This is a genomic window from Serpens gallinarum (genome assembly GCF_014836765.1).
Classification (GTDB): domain Bacteria; phylum Pseudomonadota; class Gammaproteobacteria; order Pseudomonadales; family Pseudomonadaceae; genus Serpens; species Serpens gallinarum.
The window spans coordinates 227509-244550 of record NZ_JACSQG010000004.1 but is presented as its reverse complement, the minus strand read 5'-3'; the positions used below and the strand labels follow the sequence as shown (position 1 = coordinate 244550).

Genomic DNA, 17042 nt, shown 5'->3' with positions numbered 1-17042 from the left:
CGGGGCGGTCAGCCGGCAGCGGCTTCATCAGGCCACCGCGACCACGTCCAGCACGCGCTGGATCACTTGATCCTGATCGACGCCGGAGGCTTCCGCTTCGAAGGACAGGATGATGCGATGGCGCAGCACGTCGAACAGCACGGCCTGGATGTCCTCGGGGCTGACGAAATCCCGTCCGGCCAGCCAGGCATTGGCCCGCGCGCAGCGGTCCAGGGCAATCGAGCCGCGCGGGCTGGCGCCGTAGCTGAGCCATTCGGCCAGTTCCGCATCGAACTTGGCCGGGAAGCGCGTGGCCATGATCAACTGCACCAGGTATTCCTCCACCGCATCGGCCATGTACAGGCCGAGAATCTGCTTGCGCGCCGCGAAGATGGCCTGCTGGCTGAGGCGTTTTTCCGGGTGGGTTTCGCCGTTCAGCGCTTCGCCGCGGGCCTGCTGGAGAATGCGCCGTTCCACTGAGGCATCCGGGTAGCCGATCTTCACGTGCATGAGGAAACGGTCGAGCTGGGCTTCGGGCAGCGGGTAGGTGCCCTCCTGCTCGATGGGGTTCTGCGTGGCCATCACCAAAAACAGCGGCGACAGCTCATAGGTGCTGCGCCCGATGCTTACCTGGCGCTCGGCCATGGCTTCGAGCAGTGCCGACTGCACCTTGGCCGGGGCGCGGTTGATTTCGTCCGCCAGGACCAGGTTGTGGAAGATCGGCCCTTGCTGGAATACGAAGCTGCCGGTTTCCGGGCGGTAGATCTCGGTGCCGGTAATGTCGGCCGGCAACAGATCGGGGGTGAACTGGATGCGATGGAACTCGGCTTCCACGCCGTCGGCCAGGTCCTTGATCGCCTTGGTCTTGGCCAGGCCGGGCGCGCCTTCCACCAGCAGGTGGCCATCAGCGAGCAGGGCGATCAACAGGCGGTCGATGAGCTTTTCCTGGCCGAGAATCTGGCCAGCAAGAAATTGTCGCAGGGTTAGCAACGCTTCACGGTGTTCCATCATCGGGACTCGGATCGAAACGGGGCGAGGGTCGATATGACGCAGCCTGGTGGCGGCCACTTTAATCGAAGATGGGAAGCTGGGCTAACGTTCTAGGCAGGGTCGCGGTGCATGAATGTCGCAGGGTGCGACCTGTACACCGCCAGATGCGGCGTGCAGCACGGGAATGTGATTGCAGACACGTTCGTGCCAGGCGCGCCTGAAGCAACTACGGATTTCTCTGTTTTGATGGAGTATCGCCATGGTGTTTTTCACTGCGACCGGCAAGGCCGATTTCCAGCAGCAATTGGAGGCGATTCTGGCCTCCCATGTGGAAGCCGGCGTCTTGCCGCAGGTCTGTCGCTTCGCCGAGCAGTTCTTTGCCGTGATCGCGCTCGACGAACTGGTCGAGCGGCGCCTCACCGACCTGGCTGGTTGCACCTTGTCGGCCTGGCGTTTACTGGAAGGCTCCCGTAGCGAAACGGCCCAGGTGCGGGTGTTCAACCCCGACTACGAAAAGCATGGCTGGCAGTCCAGCCACAGTGCAGTGGAAATCCTGCACCCGGACATGCCCTTTCTGGTGGACTCCGCGCGCATGGAGCTGGCGCGCCGTGGGCGTAGCATCCATACCCTGCAGAACACGGTGTTCAGCGTGCGCCGCAACGCCGCCGGCGAGTTGCTCGAGCTGTTGCCCAAGGGCTCCACGGGCGAAGGGGTGCATGCCGAGGCGTTGATGTTCCTGGAAATTGACCGCTGCGCGACGGCCAGCGAGCTGCATGAGTTGCAGCAGGCCTTGCTGGATGTTCTAGACGAGGTGCGCCTGGCGGTCAGCGATTTCCCGGCTATGCAGGCCCGCGCCCGCGAAGCCATCACTCGCTTGGAGCAGTGCCCGGTCGATGTAGACGCCGAGGACGTTGCGGAAATGAAGGTGTTCATCCAGTGGTTGCTGGACGATCACTTCACCTTTCTGGGCTATGAAGAATTTACCTTGGAGGACGAGGCCGAAGGCGGTCGCGTGGCCTATGACGAGGCCTCATTGCTGGGCCTGTCGCGCCGTTTGCGCAAGGGGTTGAGCCGTGAGGACACCCATGTCGAAGCTGCGACCATGGCCTATCTGCGTCAGCCGCTGCTGTTATCGTTCGCCAAGGCCGCGCGGCCCAGCCGGGTGCACCGTCCGGCCTATCCGGATTTCGTCTCGTTGCGCGAACTGGACGATGCCGGCCGGGTGATTCGCGAATACCGTTTCATGGGCCTGTACACCTCAATGGTGTATGCCGAAAGCGTCAAGCGCATTCCCTATATCCGGCGCAAAGTGGACGAAATCGTCACGCGCTCGGGCTTCGATGCGAAGGCGCATCTGGGCAAGGAGCTGCGCCAGGTACTGGAGGTATTGCCGCGCGACGAGCTGTTCCAGACGCCGGTTGATGAGCTGTTCGAGACCGCCATGGCCATCGTGCAGATCCAGGAGCGCAACCGGCTGCGGCTGTTCCTGCGTCGCGACCCCTACGGTCGCTTCATGTACTGCCTGCTGTACGTGCCGCGCGATCTGTACTCCACGGAAATCCGCGTGAAGGTCCAGCGCATCCTCATGGAACGATTGGGCGCCAGCGATTGCGAGTTCTGGACGTACTTTTCCGAGTCCCAGCTGGCGCGGGTGCAGTTGATCCTGCGCATCGATCCCCGCCATCCGCCGCACTTCGACACCCGGCAACTTGAGCAGGAAGTCATTCAGGCCTGCCGGTCCTGGCAGGACGACTATGCCAACCTGATCCTGGAAGGGTTCGGCGAGGCCCGTGGCCGGGAAGTTCTGGCCAATTTTCCGCAGGGGTTTCCGGCCGGCTACCGCGAGCGCTACGAAGCCCATTCGGCGGCGGTGGACATGCAGCACATCCACGAGCTGTCCGAACAGCGTCCTTTGCTGATGAGCTTTTATCTGCCGCTGGGCACGGATGACCGGCAATTGCATTGCAAGGTCTACCACGGCGACACGCCCCTGCCGCTGTCCGATGTGCTGCCGATTCTGGAGAATCTTGGCCTGCGCGTACTCAGCGAGTTTTCCTTTTACCTGCACCAGCGCAGCGGCCGGGCGTTCTGGATCCATGACTTCACCTTCACCTATGCCGAAGGCCTGCAGATCGACATCCAGGAGCTCAACGAAACCTTCCAGGATGCCTTTGTGCATGTCGTCGCCGGCGACGCCGAAAACGATGCCTTCAACCGGCTGGTGCTCAGCGCCGCGCTGCCCTGGCGCGACGTTGCGCTGCTGCGCGCCTATGCGCGTTACCTCAAGCAAATCCGCCTGGGCTTCGACCTGGGCTATATCGCCAACGCGCTGAACAACCATCCGGACATCGCGCGTGAGCTGGTGCGTCTGTTCAAAACCCGCTTCTACCTGGCGCGCAAGCTGGTCGAGGCGGATCTGCAGGACAAGCAGCTTAAGCTGGAACAGGCGATTCTCACCGCGCTGGACAGGGTGGCGGTGCTCAACGAGGACCTTATCCTGCGGCGCTACCTGGCGCTGATCCAGGCCACGCTGCGCAGCAATTTCTACCAGCCGGATGCCCAGGGCGCAGACAAGCCTTACTTCAGTTTCAAGTTCGATCCCGGCGCAATTCCGGGTGTGCCCAAACCGGTACCGCGTTATGAGATTTTCGTTTACTCGCCGCGTTTCGAGGGTGTGCACCTGCGCGGTGGGCCGGTGGCTCGGGGTGGTTTGCGCTGGTCGGACCGCGAGGAGGATTACCGCACCGAAGTGCTCGGCCTGGTCAAGGCTCAGCAGGTGAAGAATGCGGTGATTGTGCCCATGGGTGCCAAGGGCGGCTTCGTGCCGCGGCGCCTGCCGCAAAGCGGCAATCGCGACGAGATCCAGGCCGAGGCGATTGCCTGCTACCGCCTGTTTATCAGCGGCTTGCTGGATATCACCGACAACATCAAGGAAGGCCAGGTGGTGCCGCCGGCCAATGTGGTGCGCCATGACGGCGACGATCCCTATCTGGTCGTGGCGGCCGACAAGGGCACGGCCAGCTTTTCCGACATCGCCAATGCGCTGTCCGCCGACTACGGCTTCTGGCTGGGCGATGCCTTCGCCTCCGGCGGCTCGGCCGGCTACGACCACAAGGCCATGGGCATCACCGCCAAGGGCGCCTGGATTTCGGTGCAGCGCCATTTCCGCGAGCGCGGCATCGATGTGCAGCAGGACAGCATCAGTGTGATCGGCATCGGCGACATGGCCGGTGACGTGTTCGGCAACGGCCTGCTGATGTCCGACCGGGTGCGGCTGCTGGCGGCGTTCAACCATATTCATATCTTCATCGATCCAGCCCCCGATCCAGCGGCCAGCTACGCCGAGCGCCAGCGCTTGTTCGAACTGCCGCGCTCGGCCTGGACCGACTACGATGCCGGGCTGATCTCGGCCGGTGGCGGTGTGTTTGCGCGCAGCGCCAAAAGCATCGAGATCACCCCGCAGATGCAGGCGTGCTTCGCCATCCAGGCCAAGCGACTCAGCCCCAACGAACTGATCAATGCGCTGCTCAAGGCACCGGTGGACCTGATCTGGAACGGCGGCATCGGCACCTACGTCAAAGCCAGTACGGAAAGCCACGTCGACATTGGCGACAAGGCCAACGATGCGCTGCGTGTCAACGGCAATGAGCTGCGCGCCAGGGTGGTGGGCGAGGGCGGCAACCTGGGCATGAGCCAGCGGGGGCGCATCGAATATGGCTTGAATGGCGGGGCGAGCAACACGGATTTCATCGATAACGCCGGCGGGGTGGACTGTTCCGACCATGAGGTGAACATCAAGATCCTGCTCAACGAGGTGGTCACGGGCGGCGACATGACCGGCAAGCAGCGCAACGAGCTGCTGGCCGGCATGACCGAGGCGGTGAGTCGGCTGGTGCTGGCCAACAACTACAAGCAGACCCAGGCCCTGTCGCTGGCCGAGCGGCGGGCCCGGGATCGCGGCGCCGAATACCGTCGGCTGATCACCGACCTGGAAAGCCGCGACAAGCTCGACCGTGCGTTGGAGTTTCTGCCCAGCGACGAGCAGTTGGTCGAGCGCGGCAATAACAGTCAGGGACTGACCCGCCCGGAACTGGCGGTGCTGCTGTCCTACAGCAAGATCGACCTCAAGCAGGCGCTGCTCAAGTCGAAGATACCGGACGACGACTACCTGATTCGCGACATGGAGAGCGCCTTTCCGCAGCTGCTGGCGGAAAAGTTCGGGCCGGCCATGCGCCGTCACCGCCTCAAGCGCGAGATCGTCAGCACGCAGATTGCCAATGATCTGGTCAACCATATGGGCATCACCTTCGTGCAGCGGCTCAAGGAGTCCACGGGCATGAGCGCCTCCCAGGTGGCGGCAGCCTATGTGATCGTGCGCGACATCTTTCATCTGCCGCACTGGTTCAGGCAGATCGAATTGCTCGATCATCAGGTGCTGGCGGAAACTCAGCTGGCGTTGATGGACGAGCTGATGCGTCTGGGGCGGCGCGCTACACGCTGGTTCTTGCGCAGCCGGCGCAACCAGCTGAATGCCGCCCGTGACCTGGCGCATTTCGGTCCGCGTGTCGCGGCGCTGGGGTTGAAGCTAAACGAGCTGCTCGAAGGACCGACACATGAGCTCTGGCAGGCGCGCTATCGCGATTATGTCGAGGCGGGTGTGCCCGAGTTGCTGGCGCGCATGGTGGCTGGCGTCAGCCATTTGTACACGCTGCTGCCGATCCTCGAAGCCGCCGATCAGACGGGCCTGGAACCCGCCGAAGTGGCCCGGGCGTACTTTGCGGTGGGTAGCCGGCTGGAGCTGACCTGGTTCCTGCAACAGATCACCGAGCTGCCAGTAAAGAACAACTGGCAGGCCCTGGCCCGTGAAGCCTTCCGCGACGACCTCGACGGACAGCAGCAGGCGATCACCGTATCGCTGCTGCAAACGCCGGGAAGCGACGATCTGGAAGCACGTCTGCAGGGGTGGATGGAACAGCGCAAGGTGATGGTCAAACGTTGGCGCAACATGCTCGCGGAACTACGCGCCGCCACCGGCAGCGACTATTCCATGTACGCCGTGGCCAGCCGCGAAGTGGCTGACTTGGCGCAAAGCGGAGCGTAGAAGGCATTCACCCGTGCAGCGGTAACGTTGCGCGTGGGTGGTCTCGTTCGTGGGTAGCCCGGGTTACGTTGCGCGTAGGGCGGCCCCGCCCGTGGCAGGGCGGGAGAGTGGGGCGCGGAGTCTTCGGGCAGCCCGCCGTTTTTGGCCTCGATCAAGCTCGGAGTGATGGCGGGGTGCTCGGCCAGTTGCGCATATCCATCTCGGCACCGTGCAACGAGCGACGCCGCCCTACGGCCAGGAGTAACGTTGCGCAGGGTAGTCTCGTTCATGGATGGCCCCGTTGCGCGTAGGGCGGCCTCGCCCGTGGCAGGGAATAAGGATGGAAAACACGGAGCCTCCGGGCAGCCCGCCGTTTTTGGCCTCGATCAGGCTCGGAGTGATGGCGGGGTGCTCGGCCAGCCGCGTGTTTCCATCCCGGCATCGTGCAGCGAGCGACGCCGTCTACGAGCATGCGGCCTACACTGCGGGGTCCTTGTTCTGTCATGGATGACATACATGGCCAACTATCGGCGTGTCTGCTGCCCGGGCGGCACTTATTTCTTTACCCATACCCTGGCGCGTCGCCGCAACAACGATCTGCTGGTAAGCAACGTCGATGCCTTGCGCCAGGCTGTCGCCACGGTGAAACGGCGTCATCCATTTCACATCCATGCCTGGGTGGTGTTGCTCGAACATTTGCATTGCGTCCTGGAACTGCCGAGCGGAGATGTCGATTTCGCGTTGCGTTGGCGGCTGATCAAGCTGATTTTCTCCCGTAGCGTGGCGGCTACCGAACGCAGCTCCATGACCCGCTTGGTGCGCGGTGAGCGGGGGATCTGGCAGCGTCGTTATTGGGAGCACCTGATACGCGATGAACAGGACCTGCTGCGGCATCTGGATTATGTCCACATCAACCCGCTGAAGCATGTCGAGCGGGTATGCGACTGGCCGTATTCGACGTTTCATCGTCTGGTGGAACAGGGTGTGTACCCAGCCGATTGGGCCGGTGGCCCGGAAACGGAACATGCAAGCATCCAAGGCGATCCTTAGTTGGTGTAGGGCGGTCTCGCCCATTTGCGAGAAGTGGGTGGAGAAGCGGAGTCTTCGTGCAACCCGGTGATTTGTGGCCCCGATCGACTCGGAGTGATGGCGGGGTGCTCGGCGAGCCGCGTGTTTTCATTCCGGCATCGCGCAGCGAGCGACGCCGCCCTACGGCCTGGGTGACGTTGCGCGTCGGGTGGTTTCGTTTGTGGGTAGCGCGGGTGACGTTGCTCGCGGGTGGTAGGGTAGCCCGGGTGACGTTTTGCGTAGGGCGGCCTCGCCCGTTGCAGGGATAAGGATGGAAAACACGGAGTCTTCGGGCAGCCCGCCGTTTTTGGCCCCGACAGCCCGGAGTGATGGCGGGGTACTCGGCGAGCCGCGTGTTTTCATTCCGGCATCGCGCAGCGAGCGACGCCGCCCTACGGCCTGGGTGACGTTTTGCGTAGGGCGGCCTCGCCCGTGGCAGGAGATAAGGATGGAAAACACGGAGCCTTCGGGCAGCCCGCCGTTTTTTGGCTCGGCTCAGGCCCGGAGTGATGACGGGGTGTTCGACTAGCCGCGTGTTTCCATTCCGGCATCGAGCAGTGAGCGACGCCGCCCGTCATGTGCCGGCTTGCCCGTGATTACGACGTGCCTGGGCGGCCGATGCGCAGGCCGGTTTTCTTCAGGATGCGGCTGCTGACCAGCATTTCATCGGCGCGGCAGGCGGGGCCGAGCAAGTGGCGGATGTCGGCGCGGTAGGCGTCGATTTCCTCGGCGCTGCGGCCATGCACCATGGCGAACAGGTTGTAGTGCCAGCCCTCGCGGCGCGGGCGGCGGTAGCAGTGGCTGATGTAGGGCTGAGCACCGAGCAGTGGGCCGAGGCGGTCCATTTCGGCATCGTCCACGTCCCACACCGTCATGCCGTTGTGCTGGTAGCCGAGTCGGTAGTGGTTGGGCACGGCGGCGATCCGGCGGATGGCGCCGTCGTCCTGCAGGTGCTGCAACAGGTTCAGGGTGGCGGTAACGCTCAACTGAAGCCGTTCGGCCAGCCAGGCCCAAGGGTCGTCCACCAGCGGCAGGCCGGCTTCGGTGAGTTCGATCAGTTGCCTGACCACCTGCGGTTCATACTGGGAAATGCAAGCCGACATGGTAGGTCTGCTCCTTGGGCAGGTTGAGGACCGGCAGGCCGGTCTGCGCTTCGATGTGCGCGATGCTCTCGGCGATGCCTTCGGGTGTGGCGCAGCCGAGTACGAACCACATGTTCCAGGCGTGTTCGCGGCGGTAGTTGTGGGCGACTTCAGGCAGGGCGGCGAGGATCTCGGCCACCGCGTCGAAGCGTTCTTCCGGTACGGCCAGGGCCGCCAGGGTAAAGGCGCCGCCAAGGCGCTCGATGTCGAACATCGGCCCAAAGCGGGTCAGGGTGCCGTCATCCAGCAGCGCCTGGGTACGCGCGCGCAGCTCGGCGGACGAGCTGTCCAGTTCCAGCGCCAGGGCCTCCCACGGGCGCGGCACCAAGGGCAGGCCCTGTTGCAGGCGGTTGATCAATTTGCGGTCAAGTTCATCCATGGCACAGCTCCCGTGGGGCGGGCGGGGCATAGCGGCCACCGCGCTGTTTGAACGCACGGGTGCTGAACAGCACGTGATGCGGAACGTCGCTCAAGCCATGCTCGGCCAGCAGCGTTGCGATGTGTGCGCGCACCTGCTCGCGTTCGCGGCCGTGCACCATGCAGAACAGGTTGTAGGGCCAGTGCGGCAGGCGACGTGGGCGTTGGTAGCAAAGATTGATGCCCGGCGCCTGGCCAAGCCTCTGGCCAACCTCATCGACGTGGTCGTCGGGAATATCCAGCACCAGCATGGCGTTGGCACGAAAACCCAGGGCGCGATGCTGCAGAACCAGGCCGACGCGGCGGAACAGGCCATCCTCGTTCCAGTGCTGCATTTGTGCGAGCACGGCGTGTTCGTCGGCGCCGATCTGTTCGGCGAGGGTCTGATAGGGCCGGCTGGCCAGCGGCAGGCCTGCTTCCAGCAGGCGGCGCAACTCCAAGCGTTGTTCGCTATTCAGGGCGCTGCACATGGGCTGTGCTCCAGGGAAAAGCCGAGATCGATGCGGTAGGCGCGCTGCATGGGCAGGTCGAGTGGGGCGAGGCCGGTGTCGACCTCAATCTCATCGAGCACCTGGTCCAGGTGGGCACGGTCCGGTCCGGTAAGCACAAACCACAGGTTGTAGGCGTGTTCGCGCAGGTAGTTGTGATTGACCTCGGGGTAACGGTTGATCCGCTCGGCGATCTGCTCCAGGCGCTCATGGGGCACGGCCAGGGCCACCAGCGTGCTGGCGCCGGCGCGGCTGTGCTCGAACACCGGGCCGATGCGCGACAGGCCACCGTTCTGCTCAAGGCGAGCGAGGCAATCGAGCACCTCGGTCTCGCTGCACTCAAGGACGTCGGCCATGGCCTGGTAGGGCTCGGCACACAGCGGCATACCGTGCTGGAAACGTTCGATCAGGCGACGGCTGAGCGGATCGAGGTCGTGCATGTCAGAGCCCCGTTTCATGCGCGCGGCTGGTGAAGAAGATGCCGCTCGGGCTGTCGGCCGGCAGGCGCTTGATCAGCTCCAGGCGATAGGGGTCCCACACCTGTACTTCGCCGCTGTCGCGCACCGACAGCCAGAGCTGGTCGCCACGGGCGGTGAACTCCATGTGCAGCACGGCCGGACCGGGTTCCAGAGTGGCCAGGATGGCGTGGCTTTCGCTGTCGATCACTTGGACCTTGTGGTTGTCCGGGTGGGCGAAGTTGACCCAGATCTGCCGCGCATCCGGGCGGGCCATGACAAACACCGGCTGGCCGGCGACGTCGATGGCGGCGGTCTGTTGCCAGTTCTCGCTGTTCATGACCAGCACGCGGTGCTGGCCGATGGCAGGCACGAACGTCTGGTTGCCGGCCACGGTCCAGCCTTCCAGGTGCGGCATCTTGTAGACCGGCAGCGGCTGCTGGCCACGGCCGTAGCCGTCGAGGATGCGCTCAACGCCGCGCTCGGGGTGCCAGAGGTCGAGCTTGGCCATGCCGTCCTCGCCAAACAGGCCGGCGATGTAATAGCGGCCTTCCGGGGTAAGCAGGGCATCGTAGGGTTGCTTGCCGATATTCTCGAAACGGCTGATGACCGGCGTGTTGCCTTGGCTGAAGTCCAGCAGCCAGGTTTCGCCGGTGTCGAACAGGCTGTAGATGAAACCCTGGTTGGGCACGTCGGTGACCCCGACCACCCGCGAGTTGCGGCTGCCGTCGGGCAGCGGGGTGGCGGGGATGTCGGCCACTAATTCCAGGGTCACGGCGTCGAAGACTTTCACGCCGCCCGGTTCGTAGTTGCCCACGGCGATCAGGCGACCGTCCTGGCTGATGGCGCCGCCGATGCTGTTGCCGGCCTGGATGATGCGCTTGTCGACGCGCTGCTTGAGCAGGTCGACTTTGGTCAGCCCGCCGTCGCGTCCAAAGACATAGGCGAAGCGCTGGTCGCGGGAAAACACCACCGAGGCATGGGACAGGTCGCCCAGCCCTTCGATGCGCGCCAGGCGGGTCTGGCTGCTGCTTTCGATCAATTGCAGGCTGCCGGTGGCGCGTTCGATCACCACGCCCAGGTCTCCGGTGCCGCGCAACGGTTGTTGGGCACAGGCGCTGAGCAACAGGCCGGCGGCCAGTAGCAGGGACGGGCGGATCATGGCGAGGGGTATCCTTCAAGCAAGACGTCGACCAGCCAGGCCACATCCTGCTCATCGAGCAGGGCTTTCCAGCCGGGCATGGCAGTGCCGGGGCGACCGTGGGTCACGGTGGCGATCAGAAATTCGCGGGGTTTGCCAGCGAGAGCGTCAAGAGTCAACGCGGGGCCGAGGCCGCCGGTCATGCGCAGGCCGTGGCACGAGCCACAATCCTGCAGGAGCAGGTGCTCCAATTGGGCCTGCCGTTCGACACTGGGTGTCGCGTGCAGTACCTGGGGAAAAGAGAGGAGGGACGCCACAGCCAGTCCCAAACGAAAGTGCGCGGCTCGTGTGACCATCATGGCGTCCCTCCTGGACGTGCTTACTTCAGAGACAGGACCCACTCGGCGAGGATCTTGGCTTCTTCTTCGCTTACCGCGTTTGGCGGCATCGGGATCGGGCCCCACTTGCCACTGCTGCCGTTCTTGATGCTGGCGGCCAGGGTAGCGGCTGCGCCTTCAACACCGGCATTCTTGGCGGCGACTTCGTTCAGTGCCGGGCCGACCATTTTCATGGACACGTTGTGGCAAGCAGCGCAAGGCTTGCTCTTGAACAGGGCCTCGCCGTCAGCGGCTATCGCCGGCTGCAAGCTCAGTGCACCGCCCAGAGCGAGCAGTGGGATCAGCAGTTTTTTCATGGGTACTTCCTTCAAGGCTAAGGGGACGGGCCTTGCAGCCCGTCCTGGAGAAACTCAGTAAACGTCGTACTGAGTGTTATGCACGTTAAATTTACCGGTGGGAGTAATCAACCTCTTGTCCCGGATCACTTTTTTCAGCTTTAGGGTCTTGTCGTCGACCACCACGATGGCCGATTCCTCGTCCTGTCCGCTCCATACCGAGAACCAGACTTCGTCGCCGGCCTTATTGTACTCAGGCTGCACAACGCGCTTGGCGCCTTCCTTGATACCGGACCAGTCGCCGATAGGCAAAACGGTGTAACCGGCGTTCATGTTGGTGATGTCGAAAACGGCCACCGACTGGCTGATTTTTGCTTCTGGATGGAAGGTGGTATCCAGGTACAGGTGCTTCGATTTCGGATGGGTCTTGATAAATAGCGACCCGCCGCCCTGTCCCTTGAGTGTTTCTACAACTTTCCAGGCATATTGCGGGTATTTGTCGGGATCGGTCCCGATCAGGGAGATGGTTTCGTCGCCCAGGTGGCTGGTGGCCCAGACCGGACCGAACTGCGGGTGCACGAAGTTGGCACCGCGACCGGGGTGCGGGATTTTACCTACATCCACCAGGGCTGCCATCTTGCGCTCCTTGGAGTCGATCACGGCGACCTGGTTGGAGTTATTGGCAGCGGTCATGAAGTAGCGATGGCTGACGTCCCAGCCGCCGTCGTGCAGGAAGGGCGCGGCGTCGATGCTGGTAGTGGTCAGGTTGTCGATGTCCTCGTAGTTAACCAGCAGGACCTTGCCGGTTTCCTTGACGTTGACGATGAACTCCGGATGTTCGTGGGAGGCAATGATTGCTGCCACGCGGGGCTCCGGGTGATATTCCTGGGTGCCGACGGTCATGCCCCGGGTGGAGACGATGCGCAGCGGCTCCAGGGTCTCGCCATTCATGATGGTGAACTGCGGCGGCCAGTAGTCGCCGGCGATCACGTACTTGTCTTCGTAACCTTCGAACTTGGAGGTTTCCACCGAGCGGGCTTCGATGCCCACCTTGATTTCCGCGACCTTGATCGGCTCCTTGGCCCACAGGTCGATCATGTCGATCTTGGCGTCGCGGCCGATCACCAGCAGGTAACGGCCGGAGGCGGACATGCGCGAAATGTGCACGGCGTAACCGGTGTCGATGGTCTTGACGATCTTCTTGGTGTTGCCGTCGATCAACGCAATCTTGCCGTCGTCACGCAGGGTGACGGAGAACAGGTTGGGCAGGTCCAGCTTGTTCAGCTGCTTCTTGGGACGGTCTTCAGGCTTGACCAGGACTTTCCAGGAATTCTTCATCTCGGCCAGACCCCACTCCGGCGGCGTCGGCGGGGTGTGCTGGATGTACTTGGCCATCAATGTGATTTCGGCCGAGGTGAGGCCGCCCGAGGTGCCCCAGTTCGGCATGCCGCCCGGTGAGCCGTAGGTGATCAGCGCTTCAAGGAAGGCCTGACCACGTTGCTGGGTGATGTCCGGAGTCAATGGTTTGCCGGTGGCGCCCTTGCGCAGCACGCCGTGACAGCCGGCGCAGCGCTGGAAGTAGATTTCTTTGGCCTGTTCGAACTCGGCGGCGGAGAGGTCCGGCGCGCCGGGGGTATGAACCACCTGAGCGCTGGCCGGATCGATCACGGAGGCTTGTCCGGCATAGGCGGCGCTGGCGCTTTCCGGATTGGTGTTGGCCTGGGCTATCGCTAAACCGAGCAGCGACAAGCCGGCAATAAACCCTGTCAGTAGCGGTTTGCCAACATAACTCATTGTGTAACTCCTTAGGGCCGGCGGGTTGGAGGCCGGACCGACAACATGGTGCGGGCGTTGTACCTCGGGGGTACGTTGTTTATCTGGGTGTTCACTACGTGGTTTTTCAGGTTCTTGTTGACTGCCTTGCCAGTGGAAAACGCTGTTCAGCCGATGCCCCGCACCGGTTGTGATTGAGGCAGAGGATCGCCGGGACGCGCCGTTGCGTCCTTGACGGTAATCAATCGAATCGGCGGCAAGGGAAACGCTGAGGAAAAAATCTGAAACGAAGGGATGGTCTCGTCCCTGCGCAGGCGGCGCAGACAAAACGGGCCCACCTCCCGCGATACGGGGGGTGGGCTCAAAGGGCGTGGATGGGTTGTTGTTATTGTTTGGCCGCGGTGATGTCCGCAGCCGCGTCGATGCCCAACTGATAACCGAGCGAGACGTGGTGATAGCGGCCGCTGGCGCTGTCGTCGTGGATGGCGAAGCCGAAGTTGTAGGTGTGCCCCGGTTCGAGGGCGACGTCGCCTGCGCCGCCGGTGAATTTACGGGTGAAATCCACTGTCCAGGTATCGCCGTTGCGTGTGCCGACCGCGCTGATCAGTGCCTGACCGCCGTCCATGACGCGCGTATCGGCGATATGGCCGTCAAAGGCTTTGTTTTCGCCGCTACGCCATTGGTTGAGGTCGTAGAACAGCCCACCGGCCAGCGAACCGCCGCTGACGTACTTGGTCTTGTTCTCGTCCGCACTGGGCATGCTGCGGGCATCGCCGTGACAGCTGGCCCAGCAGCCGCCGCGATCGGCCAGTTCCACCTTGGAGCCGGCTTCGAGCATGTAGGCGATTTTGACCGGGTTCTTGTCGTCCATCTTCGCCGCACCGGAAGCCGCGGGCTGGGTCCAGGAGAAGCGCAGGTAAAGGTGCTCGCCGTCGTGTGCGGCCTGCACCTGGGTATTGATGAAGGGCGCCTTGCCGGCAATGGGTGCGGGTTCGAGCGTGGCGCCGCTGACAATTTTCTTGCCCATGTCGGCGGTTTCTTCCGAGTGGCAGCCGGCGCAAGTTTCGCCTTTTTTCAGCGCCCGGGCGCCGCCGTGTTCGGTGCCCTTGGTGATCCATTCCAGCGGCGAGACGCCCGGATAGAACAGAGTGATATCCGTGGCCGGCACCTTGCTCCAGTCGGCGGGAGGCGCGGCCTGAGCCTGGGTGGCGGCGAGGGCCAGGGCCGCAGTGATGGCGCTGGCGATTAAGGTTTTGTTCATGGTCGATTCCTCTTCATGGCTCTGGCCAGTCCCTATTCTTCGTCTTCTTCAGTCATGCCCGCGGGTTTGTGGTGGGCAATCCCTTTGTGGCAATCAATGCAGGTCATGTTGTCGCGAATCGCCATTTCATGCTGCTTGCGGGCCCGCTGCTTCTGCGTCTCGGTGTTCATGCTTTCGAGGCTGTGGCAGTTGCGGCACTCACGAGAATCGGAAGCTTTCATGCGCTTCCATTCGCTGCGCGCCAGGGTCAGGCGCTTGGCTTCGAATTTCTCCGGTGTGTCGATGGTGCCGACCAGCTTGCCCCACAGTTCCCGTGAGGCTTGGGCCTTGCGCACCATCTTGTAGGTCCATTCCCTGGGAACGTGGCAATCCGGGCAGGTGGCGCGCACGCCGGTGCGGTTGCTGTAATGAATGGTCTCCTTGTATTCGGGGTACACGTTGTCGCGCATCTCATGGCAGGAAATGCAGAAGCTTTCGGTGTTGGTGACTTCCAGCGCGGTGTTGAAGCCGCCCCAGAACAGGATGCCCAGCACAATGCCGGCCAGCAGGAGCGTGCCGAGCGAGTACTGCAGACTCGGGCGCCGCAGCGTGGCGAGGATTCGGCGGAACCATCCGCCAGGTTGTTGCTTGTGATCTGTCATGGAGGTGTCCTTGACTACCCCCGTGCCGGAGCACGGGGGCATTCAGCAAGCGATCGGGAACGATCAGTAGACGTCGAACATGGTGTTGTAAACGTTGAACTTGCCGGTCGGCGTGACCATCTGCGGATCGGTGATTACACGCTTCACCTTCAGGGTCTTGTCGTCGTACACGACGATGGCGGACTGGTCGGTCTTGCCACCCCACAGGGAGATCCAGACTTCGTCGCCCGTCACGTTGTACTCGGGCTGTACCGCGCGGCGGATCGCCTGGCTCATCGGCAGGCCGGAGTCCTTGGCCACGTTCAGCTGCTTGGGCGGCTGGTTGAGGTCGTTCATATCGAACACGTACACCGACTCGGCCACGTCACGCTCGGGGTTCATCGGCGCGTCGGCCCAGAAGTGCTTGGACTTCGGGTGCGTCTTGACGAACAGGTTGCCGGCGCCGGGCATCTTCAGTTCCTGCACCACTTTCCAGTTGTGCGCCTTGTGCTTGGCGTGCTTTCGCTCCTCGGAGGGTGTGGAGATCAGCGAGACCACATCGTCGCCCAGGTGACCGGTGGCCCAGACGGGACCGAACTCCTTGTGCACGAAGTTGGCGCCACGGCCCGGGTGCGGGATCTTGGCGGTCTCCACCAGAGCCGCGAGCTTGCCGGTCTTGGTATCCACGGCCGCGACCTTGTTGGACGCGTTGGCGGCGACCAGGAAGTAGCGATGCGAGGCATCCCAGCCGCCGTCATGCAGGAACTTGGCGGATTCGATGGTGGTGGTCTTGAGGTTCTTGATGTCGGTGTAGTCGACCAGCAGGATCTGCCCGGTCTCCTTCACGTTCACCACCCATTCGGGCTTGATGTGCGAGGCGACGATGGACGCCACGCGTGGCTCCGGGTGGTACTCGCCATCGACGGTCTGGCCACGGGTGGAAACGACCTTGATTGGCTCCAGGGTCTCGCCGTCCATGATCGAGTACTGCGGCGGCCAGTAGGTGCCACCAATCAGGTATTTGTCTTCGAAGCCCTTGAACTTCGACACGTCCACCGAGCGGGCATCCGAACCCAGGCGTACCGTGGCGACGGTGGTCGGCTCTTCGAACCACATGTCGATGATAGTGGTCAGGCCGTCGCGGCCCACGGTGTAGACATAACGGCCCGAGGCGGAGAGCCGGGAGATATGCACGGCATACCCGGTTTCGAGGATCTTCCAGATCTTGTGCGTATCGCCATCCACCAGGGCCAGCTTGCCGGCGTCACGCAGGGTGATGGCGAAGACGTTTTTCAGGTTGATAGTGTTCATCTGCTTGGTGGGGCGTTCGGACACCGGCACGATCAGTTTCCAGCTGTCCTTCATGTCCTGCAGCGAGAACTCCGGCGGCACGTCCGGGGTGTGCTGGATGTAGCGCGCCATGAGATTGATTTCATCCTTGGTGAGGATGTCGTCGTAGTTGACCATGCCGCCTTCAGTACCGAAGGCAATGATGTTCTCCAGGCGCTTGGTGCCCAGTTTGAGGGTGCCGCCCTCCAGCTTGCTGCCGTTGGCCTGCACCTGTTCCCAGTGCGGCTCCAGGTTCTTGCCGGTGGCGCCCTTGCGCAGCACACCGTGGCAGCCGGCGCAGCGTTCGAAATAGATCTGCTTGGCCGTTTCCTTTTCCGCAGCGGTCATCGCCGGCGCGTTGGCCTGGGCGATCGAGAAGCCGAGTAGAGAAACGCTGGCCAGCAGTCCTGCCAGTAGCGGTTTGGCGTACTTCATTGTGTATCTCCCCTAGATGAAGTCATCGGTGACTCCGTGTTGGTACTTCGGTGTGGCAATACCCGGGTACTTCTTTTTGTGTACGGCGCCGATGCTAGAGAGACGAATTGCCGATGCGCTTGATTGCGATCAAGAGAGGTCCCCATACCCCTTGAACGTGACGCCATGTCGCGGGTAGCGTGGCTTTAACC

General features: G+C 62.9%; 14 protein-coding genes. 2 read left to right on the top strand and 12 right to left on the bottom strand.

All coding sequences use genetic code 11. The features are described 5' to 3' along the window. Nucleotides 1–27: 27 nt before the first annotated feature. Nucleotides 28–987, bottom strand: a complete 960-nt coding sequence (locus H9642_RS10445) for an AAA family ATPase (RefSeq protein ID WP_251836430.1) — start codon at nucleotides 985–987, stop codon at nucleotides 28–30. Nucleotides 988–1228: 241 nt separating this feature from the next. Here H9642_RS10445 and H9642_RS10440 point away from each other — a divergent pair, with 241 nt between their 5' ends. Together H9642_RS10440 and H9642_RS10435 are read left to right on the top strand one after the other, a co-directional pair. Continuing rightward, nucleotides 1229–6070, top strand: coding sequence for an NAD-glutamate dehydrogenase (locus tag H9642_RS10440; protein WP_251836380.1), 4842 nt, complete (start codon nucleotides 1229–1231; stop codon nucleotides 6068–6070). A 495-nt stretch (nucleotides 6071–6565) separates the two neighbouring features. After that, the gene (locus H9642_RS10435; protein ID WP_251836379.1) at nucleotides 6566–7099 is read left to right on the top strand and encodes an REP-associated tyrosine transposase; all 534 of its coding nucleotides are present in this window, start codon (nucleotides 6566–6568) and stop codon (nucleotides 7097–7099) included. A 614-nt stretch (nucleotides 7100–7713) separates the two neighbouring features. On the opposite strand, the gene ahbB (H9642_RS10430) is transcribed toward H9642_RS10435, so the two are convergent. From ahbB (H9642_RS10430) to H9642_RS10380, 11 genes are all read right to left on the bottom strand, one after another. Continuing rightward, a complete protein-coding gene (gene ahbB / locus H9642_RS10430; RefSeq protein ID WP_251836378.1) occupies nucleotides 7714–8220 on the bottom strand; it encodes a siroheme decarboxylase subunit beta in 507 nt (168 codons plus the stop codon). Beyond that, nucleotides 8195–8638, bottom strand: a complete 444-nt coding sequence (locus H9642_RS10425; RefSeq protein ID WP_251836377.1) for an Lrp/AsnC family transcriptional regulator — start codon at nucleotides 8636–8638, stop codon at nucleotides 8195–8197. Before H9642_RS10425 ends, ahbB (H9642_RS10430) begins: the two co-directional genes overlap by 26 nt. Next, nucleotides 8631–9146: a siroheme decarboxylase subunit beta gene (ahbB, locus tag H9642_RS10420; RefSeq protein ID WP_251836376.1), complete on the bottom strand. Its 516-nt coding sequence runs from the start codon at nucleotides 9144–9146 to the stop codon at nucleotides 8631–8633. Before ahbB (H9642_RS10420) ends, H9642_RS10425 begins: the two co-directional genes overlap by 8 nt. Then, nucleotides 9131–9604 (bottom strand): Lrp/AsnC family transcriptional regulator, encoded by a 474-nt coding sequence (locus H9642_RS10415; RefSeq protein ID WP_251836375.1) that lies wholly within the window; start codon nucleotides 9602–9604, stop codon nucleotides 9131–9133. The genes ahbB (H9642_RS10420) and H9642_RS10415 overlap by 16 nt, the downstream gene beginning before the upstream one ends. Before the next feature lies 1 nt (nucleotide 9605). Further along, nucleotides 9606–10781, bottom strand: a complete 1176-nt coding sequence (locus tag H9642_RS10410; RefSeq protein ID WP_251836374.1) for a cytochrome D1 domain-containing protein — start codon at nucleotides 10779–10781, stop codon at nucleotides 9606–9608. Then, nucleotides 10778–11119: a c-type cytochrome gene (locus H9642_RS10405; RefSeq protein WP_251836373.1), complete on the bottom strand. Its 342-nt coding sequence runs from the start codon at nucleotides 11117–11119 to the stop codon at nucleotides 10778–10780. The genes H9642_RS10410 and H9642_RS10405 overlap by 4 nt, the downstream gene beginning before the upstream one ends. Nucleotides 11120–11139: 20 nt before the next feature. Beyond that, nucleotides 11140–11454, bottom strand: coding sequence for a c-type cytochrome (locus H9642_RS10400; RefSeq protein ID WP_251836372.1), 315 nt, complete (start codon nucleotides 11452–11454; stop codon nucleotides 11140–11142). 54 nt (nucleotides 11455–11508) lie between these two features. Continuing rightward, a complete protein-coding gene (locus tag H9642_RS10395) occupies nucleotides 11509–13227 on the bottom strand; it encodes a nitrite reductase (protein ID WP_251836371.1) in 1719 nt (572 codons plus the stop codon). A 364-nt stretch (nucleotides 13228–13591) separates the two neighbouring features. After that, nucleotides 13592–14467: an ethylbenzene dehydrogenase-related protein gene (locus H9642_RS10390; RefSeq protein ID WP_251836370.1), complete on the bottom strand. Its 876-nt coding sequence runs from the start codon at nucleotides 14465–14467 to the stop codon at nucleotides 13592–13594. 32 nt (nucleotides 14468–14499) lie between these two features. Beyond that, nucleotides 14500–15108, bottom strand: a complete 609-nt coding sequence (locus H9642_RS10385; RefSeq protein WP_251836369.1) for a NapC/NirT family cytochrome c — start codon at nucleotides 15106–15108, stop codon at nucleotides 14500–14502. 63 nt (nucleotides 15109–15171) lie between these two features. Beyond that, nucleotides 15172–16851 carry a nitrite reductase gene (locus H9642_RS10380; RefSeq protein ID WP_251836368.1) on the bottom strand — a complete coding sequence of 560 codons (1680 nt, stop codon included), beginning with the start codon at nucleotides 16849–16851 and terminating at the stop codon, nucleotides 15172–15174. Nucleotides 16852–17042 lie beyond the last annotated feature (191 nt).

Bases quoted from the DNA above. Each gene is read 5' to 3' on its own strand.
- H9642_RS10435 (WP_251836379.1), top strand. From the start codon at position 6,566: ATGGCCAACTATCGGCGTGTCTGCTGCCCGGGCGGCACTTATTTCTTT.
- H9642_RS10405 (WP_251836373.1), bottom strand. From the start codon at position 11,119: ATGATGGTCACACGAGCCGCGCACTTTCGTTTGGGACTGGCTGTGGCG.
- H9642_RS10400 (WP_251836372.1), bottom strand. From the start codon at position 11,454: ATGAAAAAACTGCTGATCCCACTGCTCGCTCTGGGCGGTGCACTGAGC.
- H9642_RS10390 (WP_251836370.1), bottom strand. From the start codon at position 14,467: ATGAACAAAACCTTAATCGCCAGCGCCATCACTGCGGCCCTGGCCCTC.
- H9642_RS10425 (WP_251836377.1), bottom strand. From the start codon at position 8,638: ATGGATGAACTTGACCGCAAATTGATCAACCGCCTGCAACAGGGCCTG.
- H9642_RS10410 (WP_251836374.1), bottom strand. From the start codon at position 10,781: ATGATCCGCCCGTCCCTGCTACTGGCCGCCGGCCTGTTGCTCAGCGCC.
- H9642_RS10395 (WP_251836371.1), bottom strand. From the start codon at position 13,227: ATGAGTTATGTTGGCAAACCGCTACTGACAGGGTTTATTGCCGGCTTG.
- H9642_RS10380 (WP_251836368.1), bottom strand. From the start codon at position 16,851: ATGAAGTACGCCAAACCGCTACTGGCAGGACTGCTGGCCAGCGTTTCT.
- H9642_RS10445 (WP_251836430.1), bottom strand. From the start codon at position 987: ATGGAACACCGTGAAGCGTTGCTAACCCTGCGACAATTTCTTGCTGGC.
- H9642_RS10415 (WP_251836375.1), bottom strand. From the start codon at position 9,604: ATGCACGACCTCGATCCGCTCAGCCGTCGCCTGATCGAACGTTTCCAG.
- H9642_RS10385 (WP_251836369.1), bottom strand. From the start codon at position 15,108: ATGACAGATCACAAGCAACAACCTGGCGGATGGTTCCGCCGAATCCTC.
- H9642_RS10440 (WP_251836380.1), top strand. From the start codon at position 1,229: ATGGTGTTTTTCACTGCGACCGGCAAGGCCGATTTCCAGCAGCAATTG.
- ahbB (WP_251836378.1), bottom strand. From the start codon at position 8,220: ATGTCGGCTTGCATTTCCCAGTATGAACCGCAGGTGGTCAGGCAACTG.
- ahbB (WP_251836376.1), bottom strand. From the start codon at position 9,146: ATGTGCAGCGCCCTGAATAGCGAACAACGCTTGGAGTTGCGCCGCCTG.